Raw genomic sequence first — 20,680 nt, 5'->3', positions numbered from 1 at the left:
AACATCTACCTCCTTTTCTCATATTATTTCAAAGCATTAGCACCACTGACAATTTCGGTAATTTCAGTAGTAATTTCTGCTTGTCTTGCACGATTTAATTTAGTAGTTAAACTCGAAACTAATTCATCAACATTGTCCGTTGCACTTTGCATGGCGGTCATGGAACTTGCATGTTCAGCAGTCTTGGCATCCAAAATCGCGCCATAAATTCCAGAACGAATAAATTGTGGAATTAAAGTAGTTAAAACAGTGTTTACATCAGGTTCGATGTCATATTCTAAATTCTTATGTGCTTCAGCTTCTTTAACACCAATATCAAGATTATTGATTGGCATCATTTTTTCAACTCTAAACGCTGATGATAAAGTATTAACATGGTGCGTATAACACACGTACAATTCATCATATACGCCATTTAAATACATTTTTATTGCAGTTGAAACAATCGGTAAAATTTCTTCAAAAGTTGGCACATCCGAAATTGCATTATTTTCATATACAACATTTAAGTTGTTTTTCTTAAAAAATTCTGCACCGACGGAACCAATTGCCAAAATTTTAATATCCTTATGTTCAGCTTTGGCATCTTGCACTAAACCCATCATATTTTTAATGACAGCACTATTATATGAACCGACTAGTCCGCGATCACCAGTAATAACTAAATATCCGGTTGATTTAATTTCTTTGCGCGACTGCACTAGGTTTGAAACAATACCTAAGCCAAAAACATTTTCATAATCAATTTTACTAATGCTATCTTCATCAACAACTAAATTTTCTTTATGCAAATGGTTAATAACCTCTGCACTCATCAAACGAGATAAAGTTTGCCTAATATGATTGTTATATACTGTATAACCTTCGTCTCGCTTTTCAGTTTGATTTAATTTTGATGCCGAAACCATCCGCATCGCTTCGGTAATTTTACCAGTTTGCTTAACTGAAGCAATCTTTTTCTTCAACTCAAGTAAAGATGCAGGCATAAGCTACCTCCTATTTGCTACTTGGTGAAAAACTATCAGCAAATTTTGCAATTGCATCTTTTAATTCATTTTCATCCGGTAACTCACCAGTTTGACGGATGTGTTCTAGTAAATCCGCATGACTACTGTCGAAGTTATCGTATAATTCCTTCTCAAAACGAGCGATATCTTCAACTGGAATTGCATCAATATAACCGTGAGTCAAAGCGTACAAAATGATAACTTGTTTTTCAACTGGAATTGGATCATGTAAAGGCTGTTTTAGAACCTCGACAATTCGCCGACCACGATTAAGTTTAGCTTGCGTTGCTTGATCTAAGTCACTACCAAATTGAGCAAAACTTTCTAATTCATGAAAAGCAGCTAAATCTGTGCGCAAAGTACCTGCAACTTTTTTCATGGCTTTAATCTGCGCACTACCACCAACACGGGAAACAGAATTACCCGCATCAATCGCTGGTCTAGTTCCTGCAAAGAACAAATCACTTTGCAAGAAAATTTGTCCATCAGTAATTGAAATTACATTAGTTGGAATATATGCGGAAATGTCTCCAGCTTCCGTTTGAATAAATGGTAACGCAGTCATTGAACCGCCACCAAGTTTATCACTTAATTTAGCACTACGCTCTAATAAACGTGAATGAAGATAGAAAACATCACCAGGATATGCTTCACGACCAGGCGGACGACGAAGTAATAAAGAAAGTTCACGGTAAGCCACAGCCTGCTTAGATAAGTCATCAAAGACTACCAAAACATCCTTACCATTATACATAAACTCTTCACCCATCGCAGTACCAGCATAAGGTGCAATATAGAGCATTGGTGCTGGTTCACTTGGTCCCGCTTCAACCACAATCGTATAATCCATTGCGCCAAAACGTTTTAATGTTTCAACCTGAGTTCTAACTGTTGATTCTTTTTGACCAATAAAGACATAAATACAAATTACATCTTGACCTTTTTGATTCAAAATTGCATCAACAGCCAAACTAGTTTTACCAGTTTTACGGTCACCAATAATCAACTCACGCTGACCCCGACCGATTGGCACCAAGGCGTCAATCGCTTTGATTCCGGTTTGTAACGGCTGATTAACAGACTGGCGCTCCATAACACCTGGTGCTGAATCCTCAATTGGTCGAGTTTTAGTCGTTTTAATATCGCCTAGCCCATCAACTGGTTGACCCAAAGGGTTAACTACGCGACCAATTAATTCATCGCCAACTGGTACACGCATAATTTGCCCAGTTCGCTTAACTTGGTCGCCTTCACGAATATCATCAAAATTACCCAAAATAATGATACCAACATCATTTGATTCAAGGTTTTGAGCAATACCATATGAACCATTATCAAATTCTAATAGTTCATTCGCTAGAACATTGTTTAATCCGTGAGCACGGGCGATACCATCACCTATGTATGTTACAACACCGACTTCATTAACGTCGAGTTTGTCATCATAGTGTTCAAGCTGTTGCTTGATCAAAGAGCTAATCTCTTCTGCTTTAATGCTCAATGGTTTCACCTCTTTTTAATCTTTGTTAATTAACTGCGCACGAATCTTTTTAAGCTTATTTTTAACTGAACCATCAATCACATAATCGCCAACTTTTAAAATTACGCCGCCAATAATGCTTTCATCAACTTGATTTTCAAGTTCAACATTACTAAAACCATATTTCTGGGCATAACTATCACCCAACTGCTTAAGTTGTTGCCTAGTCAATTTGACCGCAGTAATTGCAAGTCCCCTAGTCACCTGCTTATCCTTATTGTACAAATCATCATAGTACATGATAATATCAGGTAACTCTAAAAAATGGTTATATTCCAACAATAATTTCAAAAAAGTCTGCACCTCTTGAGATAAGCCTTTGGTAATTATCGCAAGAGAAGCCCTTTTTTCATCGCTATTAAAAATTGGATCACTAAAAACTTTTAAGATTTGCGGATAAGTAGAAATAGCTTTTAGCAGTTCTACTAAATCCTCGTGAACAGTATCCTCAGCATGCATGTCCTGCGCATAATCAAACAGTGCAGTACCATATCGTGCAGCAATCTCTTCTTTACTTAAGGCCATTATTTATTCAGCCCCTTAATAAACTGATCGACTAGATCTTTTTGATCAGTCGCTGATAAATTTTTGGCAATTACTTTTTCTGCAATTGCAACTGAAAGATCAGCAACTTGTGAACGCGCTTCATCTAAAGCGTCGGCTTTTGCTTGAGCAGCGTCAGCTTTTGCCTTTTCATGAATTGAAGTGGCATTTTTGTTAGCATCAGCTACAATCTGGCTACTCGTTTTCTGAGCACTTACTTTTGCTTCAGAAATAATTTGTGTTGCCTCTTGTCTTGAATTTTTCAAGGCAGCTTCGCGCTCATTAGCCAATACTTCAGCTTTTTTACGATTGTCAGCAGCCGCATCCAAATCATTGATCACTTTTTGCCGTCTTTTTTCCATCATGTCGGAAACTGGTCCCCAAGCATAGTGTTTTACCAAGAGAAGCAAAATTACGAATACAATTAAATACCATAGCGTATTGCCGATATATATATGATTCGCTGAGGCTGCAAATAAAGTTTGAAATGTCATTTACTGCCCTTCTTATCTTTTTTAGCCTAAATTCTTTCAAATAAAAAAATTAAAGGAAAAGAATTAAAAAGGCAACAACAATCGCTAAAATAGGAACGGCTTCAATCAAACCAACACCGATAAACATAGTTGATCTCAAATTGCCGGCACTTTCAGGTTGACGAGCCATACTTTCAATGGTTTTAGTAATAACCTTACCGTTACCCCAAGAAGCAGCTAAGGCAGCAATACCAGCTGCAAGTGCTGCAGAAATATATTTAAAAGCTTGTGACATATTTAAACCTCCAAAAAATTATTCTTTTGTAACCTTTTTACCAACGTAAACCATCGATAGCGTTACAAAAACATATGCCTGAATAGAGCCAATGAAGACAGAGAAACCTTGCCAAATCATGGCGAGTGGAGCTGATAAAACCATCGTAGTAATCCCAAAGCTCGGTGCTAGACGATTACCAATCAATGTTAATAAAACTTCACCTGCATAAATATTACCATACAAACGTAACGATAGCGTTAAGAAGTTAGTTACTTCTTCAATCATATTGATTGGAAATAAGAAACTAACTGGTTCGGCATAATTACGCCAGTAGCCACCAGTACCAAATTTTTGTATTCCAAAAGTAAATGATAAAAGCAAGGTCATCATTGCAAATGACATTGTCGTTACGGGATCTGCAGTTGGCGATTTTACAAACATGAAATCACCAACTTTTATTTCCATAAACAAACCCAATTGGTTCATAAACCAGATAAAGAGAAACAAAACAAAAGCGTAAAGCGATAAATGCTTTTGGGCATCAACATCGCTAACGTTATCCTTGACAATGTTATCAGTAAAGTCAAGTAAATATTCAAGAACATTCTGCTTTTTATTTGGTTTCATTTCAACCTTGCGTGAAAGCCAGATACAAACAAATAGGATTACGGCTGCCATCAATGTTGAGCCAATCATCCCTGCAAGATCAAAGTTTAAACCCAAGAAGTTAAATACAAATGGTTGCTCCATTACTTCGTGACCTCCCTTCTGGTGTCCAGTTTATCGAACACTAATACAATATTAACACTTTCAATAAATTTGTGTAAATATGTAAGCGAATTCCGTAAATATTTGTTTAAAACTTCTACTTAGTGCCAAATAACCGATCGCCCGCATCTCCTAAACCAGGGAAAATGTAGCCATTATCCAATAAATCATCATCCTCGGCGGCGGCATAAATGTCTACATCTGGATGTTCAGCTTGAATAGCTTTGACACCATCAGGTGCAGCAACTAACACCGCTAGTTTAATATCCTTAACGCCGCGTTTTTTCAAGGCTGCAATTGCCATATTGGCCGAACCCCCAGTTGCTAGCATAGGATCCACTACTAAACACTCGCGTTCTGCAACATCATTAGGCAGTTTGCAAAAGTATTCATGGGGTTCTAAGGTTTCTTCATCGCGAAACATCCCAATGACACCTACTTTAGCTGACGGAATCATATCTAAGACACCGTTAAGCATCCCAATTCCAGCACGCAAAATTGGTACGATAGTTAATTTTTTCCCGGCGATTTCCTTTTGCGTTGTCTTACCCATTGGGGTTTCAATTTCGACATCTTTCAAAGGTAAGTCGCGGGTGATTTCATAGGTCATAAGGCCACCAATTTCACCAACAATGCGTCTAAATTCGTTTGAACTTGTTTCCTTACGCCTGATAATCGTCAACTTGTGTTGAATTAACGGATGATCTAAAACTGTAAACTTGCCCATATTTTCCTCCTATACGTAATTACTCTAAATCCATTGCTATTTTAATCAAAAAAGCAAACGCTTTAAAGCTTTTTTCTAAATATTTTTTATTTTACCCGATAATGATGACCAGCAGCAGCTTTTTCTAATCTATTCATGTAAGCCATGGTCGCTTGACTACCATTAAAACCTTGAACATAAATCTGTTTGATTTTTGGTTGATCATCAAAATAACGCAAGCCCGCAAACAAATTATGATCAGCATCACTTAGATTATCACCCAAATTAAACTTATTTACTTGCGGTAAATCAATTTCAGCTAAAACCGGATTTAACGCCATTACTGCTGTTTGCTTGTCATAAGTAATTGCTTTAAAATCAGCTAAATTATCAACAATAATTACTGGCGCACTAGGAGCATAATGGCGATACTTCATGCCAGGAGCTTTAGGGACATCTTTTTCACTAACTTTGCCACTATTAATTAAAACCTTTTCCTGTAAGACGGTCCCCAATTCCTCAGGCGTAATTGCACCTGGGCGCAAAACTATAGGAGTTGCCACAGATAAGTCAATAATAGTTGATTCAAGCCCTACCTTGGTGGGACCACCATCGATAATACCGGCAATTTTTCCGTTAAGATCGTGAAAAACATGCTGCGCGGTAGTTGGACTAGGTTTAGTAGAAGTATTGGCCGATGGGCCGACAATTGGATAACCTAGCTTAGTGATTAACGCATGTGTCAGTTTATTATCAGGGCAACGAAATGCTACTGTCTTTAATCCACCAGTTACCGCTTCTGGTAAAGAACCAGGTTTAACTTCTAATAAAATAGTAAGCGGACCTGGCCAAAACTTTTTAAGTAATTTTTTAGCTCTCTTAGGAACAGCCTTGGCATACTTACTCATCATAGTTTCATCGGCTACGGTTACAATCAAGGGATTATCACTTGGACGACCTTTAGCCGCATATACATTTTTAACAGCCTTTTCGTTAGTTGCTAAAGCGCCTAACCCATAGACCGTTTCCGTAGGAAACGCAACTAATTCACCAGCTAAAAGTAATTTGGCTGCAGCATCAATTTCTTCGCGTAAGAATATTTTGGTCTCCATTAGTTGTTCCACTTTCCCTTCACCATGCGTGGCTTATTTGCTAAATCATTTTTAAATTCAATTGTAAAGTCTGGTAGTTCTTGCACAAATAGGTCTTGTAGTTGCTCTTTTTGGTTATAGCCATACTCTAAGAAAAATTCACCGCCACTATTCAGGTGTTCACGTACTTGCTGGACAAATTTGCGATAAAAGTTAAGACCATCTACACCACCAAATAAGGCTTCTTCGGGCTCATTTTGTAAAACATTTTGATCCATTTCTGCGCGCTCGGTATCTTTTATGTAGGGCGGATTAGAAATAATTTTGTCAAATTTTTCTAAGCCAATTAAAACATTAGCCTTACGAACTATTGCATCTACCTGATAGGTTAAGAAATTTTCTTCAGAAGTCCTTAAAGCTACATCTGAAACATCAGATGCGTATAAATTAAGATCAGTAAAACCCTTTTTGGCTGCTTCTTTAGCTAGCGCAACCGTAATACAACCAGAACCTGTACCTAAGTCAAGGATCTTATCGTTTGCTTGCAAACTCTGCAAAGCCCATTCCACTAATTCTTCAGTTTCAAAACGCGGAATCAATACTCCACGCTGAACCATGATTTTATAACCTAAAAACCAAGAATAGCCCAAGATATATTGCGGTGAAATCCCTCTAGCTAATTTTTTGATATCTTTTTGAGCTTGTTGGACTTGGTCTAATGAAAGTTCTAGCTCCTGCTTAAGTTGAAATTCACTTGGACTTAAGCCTAATCTTTCTGCCAATAAAAAGGCAATATCTTCTGGCCGCTGATTGGCAGCTGCTTGGGTTGCCCAGGTATTTAAATCATTTAAAGTATTAATTCTAGCCATTTTGGTCGGCCAACTCCTCTAATTGTTTTGTCTGATTATATAAAATTAAAGCATCAATAATTTCATCCATTTCGCCATTCATTACGCGATCCAATTTATTAATTGTCAACCCAATCCGATGATCAGTTACCCGGTTTTGCGGGTAATTATAGGTTCTAATTCGCTCAGAACGGTCACCAGTTCCAACAGCATCTTTTCGCTTAGCATCATATTGATTACGATTTTGGCTTTCATAATAATCATAAACACGTGAAGTCAAAATCTGCAGAGCCTTTTCCCGGTTCTGTTGCTGACTACGCTGATCCTGCATTGCAACAGCAATGCCAGTCGGTAAGTGGGTCATCCGTACGGCACTAGAAGTTTTATTGATGTGCTGACCACCGGCGCCACTTGACCGATAAACATCAACTCGTAAATCCTTAGGGTCAATTTCAAAGTCAACTTGTTCATATTCCGGCATTACAGCAACAGTAGCCGTAGAAGTGTGCACTCGTCCTTGAGATTCGGTTACTGGGATTCGTTGAACGCGGTGGGCACCATTTTCATATTTAAGCTTAGAATAAACCTTATTACCATTGATCATAATGGCAATGTGCTTATAACCACCAACTTCAGTGGGCTCACTATCAACTACTGAAACTTGCCAATTTTGTTGTTCGGCATATTTTTCGTACATTCGAAGCAAATCTGCTGCAAAAAGTGACGCTTCGTCTCCTCCAGCTGCTCCACGAATTTCCATGATAATGTCCTTATCATCATTGGGATCTTTAGGTAGCATTAACAGCTTAATCTGATCTTCTAAGGCAACGATTTCTTGTTCCAGCTCAGTATTTTCTGCCTTGGCCATTTCAATTAAGTCAGGGTCACTTTCGCTAGCCATCATTTCCTTATTATCAGCTATTTCTTGCTTATCTGCTTTAAACTTTTTATATTTTTCGACTACTTCACGCAAATCAGCTTCTTCTTTTGAAATTTCCATATAGCGCTTAGTATCATTAATCACTTCAGGATCGGCCATCATCTCTTGTAACTCTTCATAATGCGCGATCAGACCTTCAAGCTGTGCCATAATTTTATCCATATTGTTTTAATCCCTCTCTATTCTTGCTTTGGGGTGAAAATAATGAAAACGACAAACTGGGTGATAACTTTCGTCCCCGCCAATTTGGACTTGTTCGCCCTCATAAACCGGCTTTCCATTATGAATACGCAAGTTCATTGTAGCTTTATGGCCACAGTAGTGGCAAATTGTTTTAATTTCCTTAATTTTATCTGCAAAAAGTAAAAGATTTTTAGTTCCCTCAAATAAATTATTTTGAAAATCATTTTTTAAACCAAAAGTCATCACCGGAATATTAAGCTCATCAACAATTCGGGCACATTCAATAACGTGATGTCGTTCTAAAAATTGAGCTTCATCAATAAAGACACACGCAATTGGTCCATCCCCTTGGGCTTCGTCTTGAGCATTTAATTCTTGAATATAAGTAAAAAGATTCATCTCGTGACTAATTGGTATAGCATCACGATGAAGACCAATTCTTGAAACAATTTTACCAACACCATTACGAGTATCAAGAGCGCTTGTCAAAAGTGCAATTTTACGACCTTGCACCTCATAATTGTGCGCATCTTTGAGAATTTCAATGGTTTTACCACTATTCATTGCGCCGTATTGAAAAAATAACTGTGCCATTTTTGCTCCTTTGTTCAAATTAAATTTACCTAACTTATCTAGTATAGATGAAAATCAAAATCTGTGCAGTTAAATTATAACCAAAAACTCGTTTTAGTTTGTCGCCTATGCTATAGTTGATATTGATTTTAAAGCGAGGGATAAACATGAAATTAAAATCTAGAATTGCTAAATTTACTGGAAAATTAAGTTACTGGTTTTTACATAATATCCTTAAAGGTGGGACTAGTTTTCCAGGTAAAATTGCTATGAAAATTGATCCTAAAATTTTAAATACTTTAGCCAATGATTATGAGACGGTAATTGTAACGGGCACGAATGGGAAAACAATGACAACGGCGTTAATTGTTGAATCTTTACGTGAAAAATATGGTGATGTTTTAACTAATCCATCTGGTTCAAACATGCAACAAGGAATTGTAACTGCCTTTTTAGCACATAGAGACCAGGCAGCTTCACGCAAAATTGCCGTGTTAGAGGTTGATGAAGCCAACGTGAAGCTGGTGACTGAATTATTGCACCCCAGTTGCTTTGTTCTGACCAATATTTTTCGTGATCAAATGGATCGCTATGGCGAAATTTATACAACCTATGAAAAGATTCTAGACGGCATCAAACTTGAACCGAAAGCAACCGTAATTGCCAATGGCGATGCCAGTATCTTTTCTGCTGTCGATTTACCTAATCCGAAGATTTTTTATGGTTTTAACTTACCTAGCGATCAAGCAGAAAATAATCTCATTGCACCGGTTAACACAGACGGTGTCCTTTGCCCGCAATGCAACCATATCTTGCACTTTCACGATCGAATCTACGCAAATCTCGGCGACTTTTTCTGCCTTAATTGCGATTATCAGCGTCCGCAGTTAACCTATTCAGTTAACCAAATTATTAAGCAAAGCCCCAACCACCTTAAGTTTCAAATGGGAACTAAAGAGTACAGTATCAATATTGGCGGTACCTATAATATTTACAATGCCCTAGCCGCCTATGCCGTTGCCCGTTATTTTGGTCTTAGCGATGACGAAGTCGCCAGTGCATTTGCTAAAAACAAGCGTGTCTTTGGGCGGCAAGAATTGATTAACTATGCCGATAAAGAAATTGATTTGATCTTAGTTAAAAACCCAGTAGGTCTAGATGAAGTACTCCACTTATTAAATACAGAAAAAGAAGATTATTCATTAGTCACGCTGCTGAATGCTAATCATGCTGACGGAATTGATACTTCATGGATTTGGGATGGGCAATTTGAAGAATTACACCAGTCTCAAATTAAAAAGGTCATCGTCGGGGGTCAGCGCTGGCATGATATGAGCTTTCGTTTGGAAGTTGCTGGCTTTAATCCAGCTCAGATGACTACCTGCAAAACTGATAATGATGTCATCGCGCAATTAGCCAAATTACCAACTAAGAAAGTCTATATTTTATCAACCTACACGGCCCTACTTTCATTGCGTAAGTCAATGGCCGATAAGAATATTATTCAAGCTGGGATGTAAAAAACGGTAAGCACTGATTGCTTACCGTTTTTGCTTAGGTTCTTGTTATTGGGACTAAGGGCGATGAAATAATTATTACTTAAATTTATTTCTATTATTTAAGCTACTTTAATTGCATAAGCTGGAACAGATTATCCCCTTGCCATCATCAATACTTTTAAAATTATTGTTATTACTGAACCTATTAATATTATTGTCCAAGCCATACATTTACTCATTGCTTTATCCTCCATGTATACTAGTTTATAGCCTAGCTATTCTCAAAGTTACTAAACCATAATTTCTAAATATTGTAGCAAGATTATTACCATAATGATTATTAATACTACTACCGACAATATTAATATAACACCCATTAATTACGGATTCATCTCCGATTCCGCACCAATTTTGACCCGATTTTTAAAAATCAGGCCAAGCATTTATCCATTTTTATTTATAATGCTTTATTAAAGAATGAAACAAGGATATAATATCCCTAGAATAAAAGAAAGAGGGGAAATGTCAATGTCAATTAAAACGAGTAAAAAAACTAACTTGAATGTTAAAATTGATACCGATCTAAAAAATGAAGCGGATTTAGTTTTTAAAGATATGGGCTTAACTTTAAGCTCTGCAATTACAATGTTCTTAAAGCGTTCCGTTGATGATCGCCAATTACCCTTTCAGCCACGTGTGACTAGCGAATTAGACCAAGCTTTAGATGAAATCAAATCAGGTAACATTGAATCATTTGATTCTGTTAAAGATTGGGAAGACGATTTGCGTAAATATGTACAAGATTAAGCAATCACGTAAATTCAAAAAATCCGCCAAGCAAGCAGTCAAACAGGGGAAAGATCTTAACAAACTATTTGCTGCTGTAGAAGCTATCATTACAAACAACATTGGTCCCAAGTATCATGACCACGAACTTAAAGGCAAATGGCAAGGAATTCGTGAGTTACATATCGAACCGGATTGGTTATTAACTTATCAAATCAAAAATAACGAACTAATCCTTTATTTAGTCGATACAGGCTCACATAGACAATTATTTGATAAATAAAAAAGCTTAAGTAACTTTTTATGGCTACCTAAGCTTTTTTATATTTGTAAATATTTAATTCAGGTCTATCTACATCATATTTAATCTTCCAAGTTTCAATAAAATCAGCAAATTGGCATAAGGCATATCGTTTCAAAGCGCTATAGCAAGGGGCACTATATTTAACTTTGTTAGCAACTTGCCAGTCTTTAAGTTCATCTATATACAGTATTTAAAATCATACAGTATTTAAAATCGTCCTAAATAGCTGGCTTTAACTATCTGAGCAATGATTTATTGCTTGATAAATAGCCTTGCATTTGTTTTGCATGTCTAAAATTTTCTATTACCACGCTGGGAGGCAATTCCAGTTAAATCGAGCCGTGAACTGCTAAAATCAGTGCGATGAAAGCCAGCCTTAGACGTCTATGCCTACTATATTGATGAGGATAAGAGAAAAAGCGATAAAGAGATTAAAAAAAGCTAGATGATCTATTTCATCTAGCTTTTTTAGTTCAAATAATATGATGGACAAAGCAGTTTTAAGACTTTCTTAAAGCCTGCTGTTAAGCCATTTATATTGGGATATCCGGGCTCGAACCGAAACATGCAGGAACCAGAAACCTGTGCCTTACCATTTGGCTATATCCCAGTGTTAAATCACCCGTACGAGAATCGAACTCGTAACTCCACCTTGAGAGGGTGGCGTCTTAACCATTTGACCAACGGGCAAAATCAACAGTAATTATTATGCTTGAAGCCAGGGGTAAAGTCAAGTGCTTTTTATCGCAAAAAAGTATTTTTTTAATTAATTTGGCAGGTAATTGCTTTTTTTATAGTCGATCTACCACTTATCCTAAAAAAATGACCATTCATCTTTAAATTGTTGTTTAACATATTTACTTTTGCTATCTTAAAAAAACAGAAAGGAGATGCATTTATGCTTGTTAATCAAAAAATTGATCCCCAGGCAGTTGACCTATCAGTGACTGTTAATACACCTCAAATTGATAATAACAGTACTACTTTACAAGATAATTTGTCTTATTTTGTCAATGAACAAAATCTGATTGGTTATCAAAATGGACGCCAAAAGGTAATCGCCCTATATGATGTAATTTCTATTCATACACAAGATAAGAAAGTTATTTGTGAGACTAATCAAGGAAATTATCGCTTAAAAAAGCGACTATATGAAATCAAGTCAATTCTACCTCAACGAGTCTTCATTCAAGTTTCAAGTTCTGAAATCGTAAATTTTAGTTGTATTCAAGAATTTGCCCTTACGCGTAATGGCATTTATCAAATTATTTTTAAAAATGGTCATACCACCTACAGTTCACGCCGTTACATGCAAAAAATTAAAAAGGAGTTTTTATCATGAACCTTTGCAAAAAAAATTTAAAATTAGCTCTTTGGTCCGCTCCAATTGGAGTCAATATTGGCATATTCTCATACCTTATTTTTAGTCCCTCTTTCAATCCCTTCTCATCACTATCAAACTTCGAACGCTTTTTTCAGCATTCTGTTTCGGTAAATTTGGTAGACTTAGTTATTTGGGCACTAATTGGAATTATTTTTGGTTGTAGCAGTCTTATTTATCGGATTGAAACTTGGAGTATTACTAAGCAAACCTTGGTCCATTTCTGTATTACTTATTTTTTGCTTATCATCCTGAGTATTTTAGTTAATGAACACGAATGGAACTGGTACTACCTACTTGATTTTACGATTAATTTTTGTATTATTTATTTAATTGTTTGGTCCGTAAGTCTAATTAGAGCAAAGATGTTTGTTAAATCGTTAAATCGAAAATTGCACCAAAAAAATCAAAATTAAACCGTAGAATAATTTTGGCTATTGAGATACCAAATTAGATATAATAGACTGAGTATGCAAACTTAATTAAGGAAGAATTTTATGATTGATTATTCAGCTACCCAAAATTTAATTGAATCAATGGTTTCAGACCGTGTAGTCCCTGGTGTTAATTACGCTTTTATTAACAATGAGCAAATTTTTACATCAACAATTGGTTTTGCAAGCATTTATCCCACCGTAACGCAACTCAGTCCATTTGCAGAATATGATTTAGCAAGTTTAACTAAAGTATTAATTACAGAAAATATCTTATTAAAACTTTATCAAAAAAATGAACTAAATTTTTCCGAACCACTGCACCAATTTATTCCTGAATTTACCGATGAGCGGGTGCGACTTTTTCACTTAATGACACATACAAGTGGTATTCGGGGATGGATAAAAAATCGCGATGAACTTAGCCATGATGAACTTTTAGACGCAATTATTCACCTTCCGGTAACCAATGAATTTGAACATAAAATGCGTTACGCTGATACTAATTTTATTCTTCTAGGCCTAGTCATTAAAAAAATTTACAATCTTCCTGTGCAAAAAGTTGGTCAGCAAGAAATTATAAATTCAATGGGGCTAAAAGAAACAGGTTTTATGCCTGATAAAAACTTGTGTGTTCCTACTGCTTTAGTCAAAGATAAAATTCTTCAAGGCATCCCCCATGATCCTAAAGCTCGTCAACTTGGGCAAGATTGTGGCTCCGCTGGGCTGTTTTCAACTTTAAACGACTTAGTGAAAATTTGTAAAGGCTACCTTGGAATCGATCGTGATATCCTCCCCTTTAGTCAAGATACTGTTAGTTTACTATTTGATAATAAGAACCCCAGCGGTGTTGCGCCACGTTCATGGGGATGGGATTTACGCTTTGACCCGCAAGATAATTATCCAATTATTTTACATACTGGTTATACTGGAACCTTAATTGTTCTTGATCGTATTAAAAAATCCGGCTTAATTCTTTTAACTAACCGAATTCATCCCACCGGTCACAATCAAATTTTTTTAGCAATGCGCGAAAAAATTATTCAAAATTTTTTAATTGAAAATGATCATTAAAAAAGCAACTTCAAAATGAAGTTGCTTTTAATTAACATTTTTTATTCTTTGTCCAAAAATGGTAAACCAAATCAACAACAGCCTGGGCAAACATTCCCCCAGCCATCCAGTACATCGCCATCATCATTTTATCAGTAAAAGTAAAGTAAGCCGTAATGCCATAGACAATTACCCATAAAATTTTAAAAAATAAATTTTCACACATCATTTGAATAATGCTCCCTTCAATTTACCTTAATTATACCGTTTTTATTAATAAATTGGGGGGCATTTTTAGTTATTTATTCAAAATTTTACACTACTATAATTTTTTATTGCTTAGAATGTTATTATTTCAAAATGTTTACATACGTAAGCATAAGTAAACTTTTTTATCAAAACATAAAACAATTTATCAGAATTATTATGATTTACTTGTTATGTAATTTAATTAACCATTTTAACAATATATTAAAATTATTTTGGAGTGATCTTTCTACAAAAAATAATTAGGAATTGTTATAAATATACATGAATTAGGCAGTAAACTTAATATAATTTGCCCATTTTCAACTAAAATCTGTTCTTTTTGTAATTTAGAATTTTCCCTCAAAAAATCTATTTCTGGCTGTTTAAGGTAGTCCGGTTTACCCATTTCAATCCATTTCTTCATTGGGTTAGCATGGCTATCATCGATTCTTTCTAAACTTCCCTCAAAAATTTTTCTGCTTTCAAGTTCTATCTGCACTTTTTCTGTTTTAATTTCTTCACTTGGAACATTGTGATTATATGCAAGTAATTGCAAATCTACGTCATTTCGTACTGCTAAAACCTCTGCAGTTCCCTGATCATTGCCTTGCACACCCAATCGCTTAAAACCTAGCTTATGTAAAATTTCAAAAATACGATAAACGGGCTTTTCAATTCCATCAACAGTTTGCAAACCATAACCACCATGGAATTGACCTAATTTTTGCGATTGCTCTTCAAAAATATCAGTAAAGGTAAAAAATGAATAACCTTCTACCATGCTATCATTATCTGCAATTGTTTTGGCGACCATTGCAGCGGCATATGGTTCATCATGAATCATATCACCTACCATTGCTGAAACATTCCACTCTGTATAATAAAGGGGGTAACCCTTGGCTTGCTTGACAGTTTTAGCAGTCATTTCTTTTAAAATGCCACGATGATAATCAGTTTTAGTCTGATCTGAATTTTTAAAAAATTCTTCGATTCCTAGCCCACTTTGCCAAAGTGGATCATCTGTAGGATAATGATGCGTCGTTAAGAAATCTAAAGGAACATTATTAGTTTCACAAAAATCAATCATTTCGGGAATCCATGAATTAAATGATGTTGCAGGACCACCAAATTTAAGATTTTTATCAATTTTTTTCGCTGTTGCAACAGTTATTTGATATAAGTGAAAATAATCTTTTTGTGTTCCAGCAAAAAATAGTGGCAAATTAGGCTCATTCCAAACTTCAAAGAACCACGATTCAACTTCTTCTTTACCATAACGGTCAATAATGTGTTTAATAAATCCTCTAATCAATTCTTCCCATAAGTCATCTGATTTAGGCATGGTATTGTTTCCGCCATACGGAAAAACTCTATTTTCTTTAGATGCAAGGCAAGTTGGCATAAAACTTAACTCTACAAATGGTTTCATACCAATTTTTAGCAAAAAGTCAAAAACCTTGTCAATATTGAGAAAATTATAGGTAATACCCTGTGAATTGCCACTAAAATCAAAATTTTCAATGCAAACACTCATTTCATCATCAAATAAGCCATGAAAACGAACATATTTAAAACCAAGTTCATTATGTGCTTTAATCAACTGTTGGCGATAATCTTCTCTTAATGCAGTATAAGCATGGCAACTACCAACACAAATCTCCCAATAATGTGGGAAAGGAGTTATTTTATTTTCTTCTATTTTAAAATTTAACATTTTTTCCTCTTTTAATCCCATTAATTTATAAACATTTATATAAGCCTAATGATAGATTTGTTTTAATTATTTTTAATTTGTGCTTTCTCTACTCGTGTGCCGAATCTAGTAACAAATAGAATTACTGCCGTAGCAATTGAAATAAAAATCCCTGCAATATAAGAATCATGTCCTGGTTGAATTCTGATTGCTGCTAGCAACATTGGTACTATCATTCCAGCAATAGAACCTAATAAAGTATTAATTGATATAGCAATTGTAAATTGCTTTTGATCAGTCAATAAGGACATCTCATATGGTGCCGTAGCATTAACTAAGACAATCCCAACACCTGAAAAGGCATTTCCAATAATGTGCATTACAATATTGGAAGAAAAAACAATACAGATAAATGATAGTGCAAATGCAATAAATCCCCAGGCAATCGTATCACTTTTGGTAAACTTTCTAATGTAAGTTAATAATGTAGCCGTAATTATTCCACCAATATTCCCTAATGCAGTGACCATTGCTACATAAGCTGTCCCCTTACCTTGTGTTGCCAAAACAATTGATTGATTGGCTAAAAAAGTCATCATCGCTAAAGAAAGCATAAAATTGATAATATAAAGTACATAAACTAGCCCATTAAAATTCTTAAGCAAAGTCCAAAAGCTAATTTTTTCACCATTTTGCCTATTTTTAGCATTAGACAATTTTTTATCTTGGGGTATTAGTAATAGGGCTAAAATAAATACAATTAATGCCAAACCATAAACCCAAAATAAGTTTCTCCAATTAGTACTCCCTAGAACACCACCTAATGCTGTAAAAATCATCATTCCAATATTCGTTACACCAGTTGCCCAACCCATTGCTGTAGCTCTAGCTTCACCAGTAAAATTTTCTTGCAAAAGAACTGGAACAACGTTGGTTATCGTACCTGTACCAAAACCTACTAATATCATACAAGCTAAAATCAAATTTAAACTATTACTATAAAAAGCCGGCACTAATCCTGCAATTCCAACAATTGCTACTGCTAGTAAGCCTAAATTTTTTCTTGTCATTTTAAAGGTAAGATAAGCAAATAATGCAGTTGCAATAATTTGTCCTAATTGAGGAATTGATCCAATCAACTGAACTTTGGATATTGGTTCTTTTGGAAATGATTTAGCAATTGCCGCAATGGCTGACGTTACAGCTGTAGCTAACATTAGCAATAAGTTCATGCATAAAATTCCTATTGCCTTTGGTATCTGTTTTTTATTCATTCAGGTTATCCTCCTTGAATTCGCTTTCAAATTTCATTTAAAGTATATTAGTCGACTTTGAGGATGACCATATTCAAAAAACAGAGCATTTATATCCATTTCCCAGTTTTCAATATTTAAAATCAAAAAGATTAGCAATTGTTTTTGCTAATCTTTTTATTGTTCTGCCTGCGATATTCAGCTGGTGAAATACCAAAATTGAGTTTGAAAATTTTATAAAAATATGAGGGATTTTCATATCCAACACGACTAGAAATTCTCTCAATTGGTGCAGTAGTGTATGTTAAATATTCAGCCGCCACATTGACCCGTTGCAAATGCACTAATTGAATAAAAGTTTTTCCTGTGTGCTTTTTAAGATAGTCAGATAGATAATTAGGATTAAAGCCAAAGCTTTTAGCCATGTCTTGTAATGTGATTTTATTGTAATTCTTTTCAATATAAAGTAAAAGCGACAATAGATTATTTCTTTGTTTATGATAACCTTTTACTTTAATCTCTGCATTAGCAGCTTGCCGAATTAAGCGGGTAAATATAGTTAGCATCTCTAAACGAATTAACTGATTAGACTGAATATCTGGATGATAATATTCTAAAATCACATCATAAATCAAAGTTAATATCTTGGCATCATGATTTATTTCAAACAAACTATACCGCCCCTCGCCGTACTCTTCATTTGAAAGAAGTGAAAATAAAATATTCGAAATATTGGAGCCATTTTCTCTATGACTTAAGTAATCCAATTCGTTTAAAGAAAATGCCGAACTTCGTAGAGCAATATTAACCACTATACCTTCTTTCCCTATTGGCTTAACTCTATGCACAGTTTTATTGCCGACAAAAATCAGGTTATCTTGTTTAACCTTGACTTCTGAATGTTCTAGTACAACTGTACAACTATCTACTAAGGGAATCATAATTTCAACGTAATCATGCATATGGTACGGAATAAATGATTCGGTTGGTTGAACTGAGATACAAATTGAACTACTACTAAGAACCAAATTATCCGAATAAGTATCAAAAAAGCGGTATACAGGCTCCAGACCAATTTTGCCTGCTTTTTTAATTAAACTACCACTTCTTTTTACAGTTGCTAGTACGTCTTGCCATTCTCTCGGCTTATTATCCTTTCTTAGCAACTTAAAAATTTGATTTTCCAATTTAGTATTTCTCCTTTTTCCGAATTAATCAGCTAAACCACTATTTTTATCAAGAAATAAATCTGTGAAATCAACACAAAAATCATGTATTTTAGCAATAGAAGCTGGGTCAAGGCTATATTAAAATAAGAACAAAATTCACTAATATTTATAGCACATGGAGGAAAAATATGACAGACCTATCTAAAAAACCCTATAACTTGTCTGCTACACAAATTAACTTTGTTAAGCAAAAAGTAGCAAGTATGTCAACCGAAGCCAAAATCGGTCAACTTTTCTTTGTCATCGGTGAAGATGAAGAAAACACAGATTTAGCTGCATTTGTAAAAAAATATCAACCCGGCGGAATTATGTACCGTCCTGATGATGCTAAAAAATTACAGCATGAAATAGCAACTTCACAAAATGCAAGTAATATTCCACTTTTAATCGCAGCTAACCTTGAAGCCGGTGGTAATGGACTCATAAATGATGGTACATGGTTTGGCCGCCCATTGCAGATTGCCGCAACCGATGATACTAAAAATGCTTATAACTTAGGCGAAGTTTCTGGTTACGAAGCAAAGCAGGTTGGGGGCAACATGTCATTTGCTCCAATTGTTGATCTTGACCAAAACTTCCGTAATCCAATTATGAACGTTCGCACATATGGCAGTAATAAAGAACGAGTAATTAGAATGTCAGATGCTCAAATTGCTGGGCTAAATGCTAATCACGTAATTCCAGTTGCTAAGCACTTCCCTGGCGATGGTGTCGATGAGCGCGACCAGCACTTGTTAAGTTCGATTAATTCACTTTCCGCTGACGATTGGATGCAGTCTTACGGAGAAATTTATCACCACTTAATTGATAATGGTTTACCAAGTATCATGATTGCTCATATTATGCAACCAGCTTGGGAACGTCGACTTGAGCCAGGAATTGAAGATAAAGACTTAAGACCAGCATCAACTTCTAAGCTTTTAATTAACGGCTTACTTCGGAAAGTTTTGAACTTCAACGGCTTAACGATTACTGATGCAACGCCAATGATTGGTTATAACGCAATAATGAAACGTTCAGAAGCTTTACCAACAACAATCAATGCTGGTATTGACATGATTCTCTTTAACAAAGACATTGACGAAGATTATCAATTTATTACCGCTGCCGTTACTGATGGCACCATTCCGATGGCCCGCATTGATGAAGCAGTAACAAGAATAATTGCAACTAAGGTTGCCCAAGGCGTAATGAATACTGCGGGCGAACTCTGTGAACCTGCAACAAGTAATTTCGACTTAAAATTAGCAGAACATGAAAAGCTTGCAGCTAAAGTTGCTAAAGAATCAATTACTCTGGTTAAGGACCGCGACCAACTATTGCCACTAACGCCAAAGAAATACCCCCGAGTTCGTCTTGTCGTTTTAGGTGATACTGATGATGGTGGCTTTAAAGAAGGCGGTAAAGTAACTACTAAATTTAAAGAAAAACTTGAAGAAAAAGGATTCCAAGTCACTGTTTTTGATCGAAAACGCCTAAATTTCCAAGAAGTTTTTGAAGGTGGCATTCAATTTGAAAAAGATCGCTTTGACCTTGCCTTTTATGTAGCTAACGTTGAAACGGCAAGTAACCAGACTACCACTAGACTAGATTGGATTCACTTGATGGCCGCTGATGCACCATGGTTCATGAAGGATATCCCAACTGTCTTTGTTTCTACTTGCAACCCATACCACCTCTTTGATATTCCGATGGTTTCAACTTACATTAATGCTTATACAGGCAATGAAGTTACGATTGATGCCTTACTGAAAAAAATGATGGGTCAAGAAGAATTTCTTGGTAAAAATCCAGTAGATCCTTTCTGTGGTCGCTTCGATACCCGTCTATAGAAAGAGAGCAAAATAATG

General features: G+C 35.5%; 22 protein-coding genes and 2 tRNA genes. 7 read left to right on the top strand and 17 right to left on the bottom strand.

Annotated elements, in window-relative coordinates; all coding sequences use genetic code 11:
• Positions 1–23: 23 nt before the first annotated feature.
• From F5ESL0230_RS03165 to F5ESL0230_RS03115, 11 genes are all read right to left on the bottom strand, one after another.
• A complete protein-coding gene (locus F5ESL0230_RS03165) occupies positions 24–986 on the bottom strand; it encodes a F0F1 ATP synthase subunit gamma (protein WP_122021550.1) in 963 nt (320 codons plus the stop codon).
• A 10-nt stretch (positions 987–996) separates the two neighbouring features.
• Entirely contained in the window at positions 997–2,508 is a 1,512-nt protein-coding gene (gene atpA / locus F5ESL0230_RS03160) for a F0F1 ATP synthase subunit alpha (protein WP_122021549.1), read from the bottom strand.
• A gap of 15 nt (positions 2,509–2,523) precedes the next feature.
• Positions 2,524–3,072 (bottom strand): ATP synthase F1 subunit delta, encoded by a 549-nt coding sequence (atpH, locus tag F5ESL0230_RS03155; RefSeq protein WP_122021548.1) that lies wholly within the window; start codon positions 3,070–3,072, stop codon positions 2,524–2,526.
• Positions 3,072–3,584, bottom strand: a complete 513-nt coding sequence (atpF, locus tag F5ESL0230_RS03150) for a F0F1 ATP synthase subunit B (RefSeq protein ID WP_118896830.1) — start codon at positions 3,582–3,584, stop codon at positions 3,072–3,074. The genes atpH and atpF overlap by 1 nt, the downstream gene beginning before the upstream one ends.
• A gap of 49 nt (positions 3,585–3,633) precedes the next feature.
• The gene (gene atpE / locus F5ESL0230_RS03145) at positions 3,634–3,858 is read right to left on the bottom strand and encodes a F0F1 ATP synthase subunit C (RefSeq protein WP_122021547.1); all 225 of its coding nucleotides are present in this window, start codon (positions 3,856–3,858) and stop codon (positions 3,634–3,636) included.
• Positions 3,859–3,876: 18 nt separating this feature from the next.
• Positions 3,877–4,590: a F0F1 ATP synthase subunit A gene (gene atpB / locus F5ESL0230_RS03140; RefSeq protein WP_122021546.1), complete on the bottom strand. Its 714-nt coding sequence runs from the start codon at positions 4,588–4,590 to the stop codon at positions 3,877–3,879.
• A gap of 115 nt (positions 4,591–4,705) precedes the next feature.
• Positions 4,706–5,335 (bottom strand): uracil phosphoribosyltransferase, encoded by a 630-nt coding sequence (gene upp / locus F5ESL0230_RS03135; RefSeq protein ID WP_122021545.1) that lies wholly within the window; start codon positions 5,333–5,335, stop codon positions 4,706–4,708.
• Between the two features lie 86 nt (positions 5,336–5,421).
• Positions 5,422–6,426: an L-threonylcarbamoyladenylate synthase gene (locus F5ESL0230_RS03130; protein ID WP_122021544.1), complete on the bottom strand. Its 1,005-nt coding sequence runs from the start codon at positions 6,424–6,426 to the stop codon at positions 5,422–5,424.
• Positions 6,426–7,274, bottom strand: coding sequence for a peptide chain release factor N(5)-glutamine methyltransferase (prmC, locus tag F5ESL0230_RS03125; RefSeq protein ID WP_122021543.1), 849 nt, complete (start codon positions 7,272–7,274; stop codon positions 6,426–6,428). Before prmC ends, F5ESL0230_RS03130 begins: the two co-directional genes overlap by 1 nt.
• Positions 7,267–8,355: a peptide chain release factor 1 gene (gene prfA / locus F5ESL0230_RS03120; RefSeq protein ID WP_122021542.1), complete on the bottom strand. Its 1,089-nt coding sequence runs from the start codon at positions 8,353–8,355 to the stop codon at positions 7,267–7,269. The genes prmC and prfA overlap by 8 nt, the downstream gene beginning before the upstream one ends.
• Positions 8,356–8,361: 6 nt before the next feature.
• On the bottom strand, positions 8,362–8,970 hold the full coding sequence (locus tag F5ESL0230_RS03115) for a thymidine kinase (RefSeq protein ID WP_122021541.1): 609 nt from the start codon (positions 8,968–8,970) through the stop codon (positions 8,362–8,364).
• 146 nt (positions 8,971–9,116) lie between these two features.
• Here F5ESL0230_RS03115 and F5ESL0230_RS03110 point away from each other — a divergent pair, with 146 nt between their 5' ends.
• The 3 genes from F5ESL0230_RS03110 to F5ESL0230_RS03100 all read left to right on the top strand — a co-directional run bounded on the left by F5ESL0230_RS03110 (position 9,117) and on the right by F5ESL0230_RS03100 (position 11,517).
• Entirely contained in the window at positions 9,117–10,469 is a 1,353-nt protein-coding gene (locus tag F5ESL0230_RS03110) for a Mur ligase family protein (protein WP_122021540.1), read from the top strand.
• A gap of 507 nt (positions 10,470–10,976) precedes the next feature.
• Positions 10,977–11,255, top strand: a complete 279-nt coding sequence (locus F5ESL0230_RS03105) for a type II toxin-antitoxin system RelB/DinJ family antitoxin (RefSeq protein ID WP_158592380.1) — start codon at positions 10,977–10,979, stop codon at positions 11,253–11,255.
• On the top strand, positions 11,242–11,517 hold the full coding sequence (locus F5ESL0230_RS03100; RefSeq protein WP_090093203.1) for a type II toxin-antitoxin system YafQ family toxin: 276 nt from the start codon (positions 11,242–11,244) through the stop codon (positions 11,515–11,517). The genes F5ESL0230_RS03105 and F5ESL0230_RS03100 overlap by 14 nt, the downstream gene beginning before the upstream one ends.
• Before the next feature lie 559 nt (positions 11,518–12,076).
• Here the strand turns inward: F5ESL0230_RS03100 and F5ESL0230_RS03095 are convergent.
• Together F5ESL0230_RS03095 and F5ESL0230_RS03090 are read right to left on the bottom strand one after the other, a co-directional pair.
• Positions 12,077–12,148 (bottom strand) — tRNA-Gln (locus tag F5ESL0230_RS03095).
• Positions 12,149–12,156: 8 nt separating this feature from the next.
• Positions 12,157–12,228 (bottom strand) — tRNA-Glu (locus F5ESL0230_RS03090).
• Positions 12,229–12,436: 208 nt separating this feature from the next.
• Between F5ESL0230_RS03090 and F5ESL0230_RS03085 the strand changes: the two genes are divergently transcribed.
• The 3 genes from F5ESL0230_RS03085 to F5ESL0230_RS03075 all read left to right on the top strand — a co-directional run bounded on the left by F5ESL0230_RS03085 (position 12,437) and on the right by F5ESL0230_RS03075 (position 14,427).
• The gene (locus F5ESL0230_RS03085; RefSeq protein WP_090093201.1) at positions 12,437–12,880 is read left to right on the top strand and encodes a LytTR family DNA-binding domain-containing protein; all 444 of its coding nucleotides are present in this window, start codon (positions 12,437–12,439) and stop codon (positions 12,878–12,880) included.
• Positions 12,877–13,335 (top strand): DUF3021 domain-containing protein, encoded by a 459-nt coding sequence (locus F5ESL0230_RS08690; protein ID WP_122021538.1) that lies wholly within the window; start codon positions 12,877–12,879, stop codon positions 13,333–13,335. Before F5ESL0230_RS03085 ends, F5ESL0230_RS08690 begins: the two co-directional genes overlap by 4 nt.
• Positions 13,336–13,416: 81 nt before the next feature.
• Positions 13,417–14,427: a serine hydrolase gene (locus F5ESL0230_RS03075; RefSeq protein ID WP_122021537.1), complete on the top strand. Its 1,011-nt coding sequence runs from the start codon at positions 13,417–13,419 to the stop codon at positions 14,425–14,427.
• Between the two features lie 31 nt (positions 14,428–14,458).
• Here the strand turns inward: F5ESL0230_RS03075 and F5ESL0230_RS08480 are convergent, their stop codons facing one another.
• The 4 genes from F5ESL0230_RS08480 to F5ESL0230_RS03060 all read right to left on the bottom strand — a co-directional run bounded on the left by F5ESL0230_RS08480 (position 14,459) and on the right by F5ESL0230_RS03060 (position 18,788).
• A complete protein-coding gene (locus F5ESL0230_RS08480; RefSeq protein ID WP_165777851.1) occupies positions 14,459–14,635 on the bottom strand; it encodes a hypothetical protein in 177 nt (58 codons plus the stop codon).
• 267 nt (positions 14,636–14,902) lie between these two features.
• Positions 14,903–16,369: a hypothetical protein gene (locus tag F5ESL0230_RS03070; RefSeq protein WP_199692496.1), complete on the bottom strand. Its 1,467-nt coding sequence runs from the start codon at positions 16,367–16,369 to the stop codon at positions 14,903–14,905.
• Between the two features lie 62 nt (positions 16,370–16,431).
• On the bottom strand, positions 16,432–17,622 hold the full coding sequence (locus tag F5ESL0230_RS03065) for an MFS transporter (RefSeq protein WP_122021535.1): 1,191 nt from the start codon (positions 17,620–17,622) through the stop codon (positions 16,432–16,434).
• Positions 17,623–17,753: 131 nt separating this feature from the next.
• Entirely contained in the window at positions 17,754–18,788 is a 1,035-nt protein-coding gene (locus F5ESL0230_RS03060) for an AraC family transcriptional regulator (RefSeq protein WP_122021534.1), read from the bottom strand.
• Positions 18,789–18,958: 170 nt separating this feature from the next.
• Between F5ESL0230_RS03060 and F5ESL0230_RS03055 the strand changes: the two genes are divergently transcribed.
• Positions 18,959–20,662: a glycoside hydrolase family 3 protein gene (locus F5ESL0230_RS03055; RefSeq protein WP_122021533.1), complete on the top strand. Its 1,704-nt coding sequence runs from the start codon at positions 18,959–18,961 to the stop codon at positions 20,660–20,662.
• Positions 20,663–20,680: the final 18 nt, after the last annotated feature.

This window comes from Lactobacillus sp. ESL0230, assembly GCF_003692805.1.
Taxonomy (GTDB): domain Bacteria; phylum Bacillota; class Bacilli; order Lactobacillales; family Lactobacillaceae; genus Lactobacillus; species Lactobacillus bombicola.
This window is presented reverse-complemented; position numbering and strand designations above follow the sequence as displayed.

Coding starts and splice junctions, on each gene's coding strand:
- F5ESL0230_RS03165 (WP_122021550.1), bottom strand. CDS start 986: ATGCCTGCATCTTTACTTGAGTTGAAGAAAAAGATTGCTTCAGTTAAG.
- atpH (WP_122021548.1), bottom strand. CDS start 3,072: ATGGCCTTAAGTAAAGAAGAGATTGCTGCACGATATGGTACTGCACTG.
- atpF (WP_118896830.1), bottom strand. CDS start 3,584: ATGACATTTCAAACTTTATTTGCAGCCTCAGCGAATCATATATATATC.
- atpE (WP_122021547.1), bottom strand. CDS start 3,858: ATGTCACAAGCTTTTAAATATATTTCTGCAGCACTTGCAGCTGGTATT.
- atpB (WP_122021546.1), bottom strand. CDS start 4,590: ATGGAGCAACCATTTGTATTTAACTTCTTGGGTTTAAACTTTGATCTT.
- upp (WP_122021545.1), bottom strand. CDS start 5,335: ATGGGCAAGTTTACAGTTTTAGATCATCCGTTAATTCAACACAAGTTG.
- F5ESL0230_RS03130 (WP_122021544.1), bottom strand. CDS start 6,426: ATGGAGACCAAAATATTCTTACGCGAAGAAATTGATGCTGCAGCCAAA.
- prmC (WP_122021543.1), bottom strand. CDS start 7,274: ATGGCTAGAATTAATACTTTAAATGATTTAAATACCTGGGCAACCCAA.
- prfA (WP_122021542.1), bottom strand. CDS start 8,355: ATGGATAAAATTATGGCACAGCTTGAAGGTCTGATCGCGCATTATGAA.
- F5ESL0230_RS03115 (WP_122021541.1), bottom strand. CDS start 8,970: ATGGCACAGTTATTTTTTCAATACGGCGCAATGAATAGTGGTAAAACC.
- F5ESL0230_RS03110 (WP_122021540.1), top strand. CDS start 9,117: ATGAAATTAAAATCTAGAATTGCTAAATTTACTGGAAAATTAAGTTAC.
- F5ESL0230_RS03105 (WP_158592380.1), top strand. CDS start 10,977: ATGTCAATTAAAACGAGTAAAAAAACTAACTTGAATGTTAAAATTGAT.
- F5ESL0230_RS03100 (WP_090093203.1), top strand. CDS start 11,242: ATGTACAAGATTAAGCAATCACGTAAATTCAAAAAATCCGCCAAGCAA.
- F5ESL0230_RS03085 (WP_090093201.1), top strand. CDS start 12,437: ATGCTTGTTAATCAAAAAATTGATCCCCAGGCAGTTGACCTATCAGTG.
- F5ESL0230_RS08690 (WP_122021538.1), top strand. CDS start 12,877: ATGAACCTTTGCAAAAAAAATTTAAAATTAGCTCTTTGGTCCGCTCCA.
- F5ESL0230_RS03075 (WP_122021537.1), top strand. CDS start 13,417: ATGATTGATTATTCAGCTACCCAAAATTTAATTGAATCAATGGTTTCA.
- F5ESL0230_RS08480 (WP_165777851.1), bottom strand. CDS start 14,635: ATGATGTGTGAAAATTTATTTTTTAAAATTTTATGGGTAATTGTCTAT.
- F5ESL0230_RS03070 (WP_199692496.1), bottom strand. CDS start 16,369: ATGTTAAATTTTAAAATAGAAGAAAATAAAATAACTCCTTTCCCACAT.
- F5ESL0230_RS03065 (WP_122021535.1), bottom strand. CDS start 17,622: ATGAATAAAAAACAGATACCAAAGGCAATAGGAATTTTATGCATGAAC.
- F5ESL0230_RS03055 (WP_122021533.1), top strand. CDS start 18,959: ATGACAGACCTATCTAAAAAACCCTATAACTTGTCTGCTACACAAATT.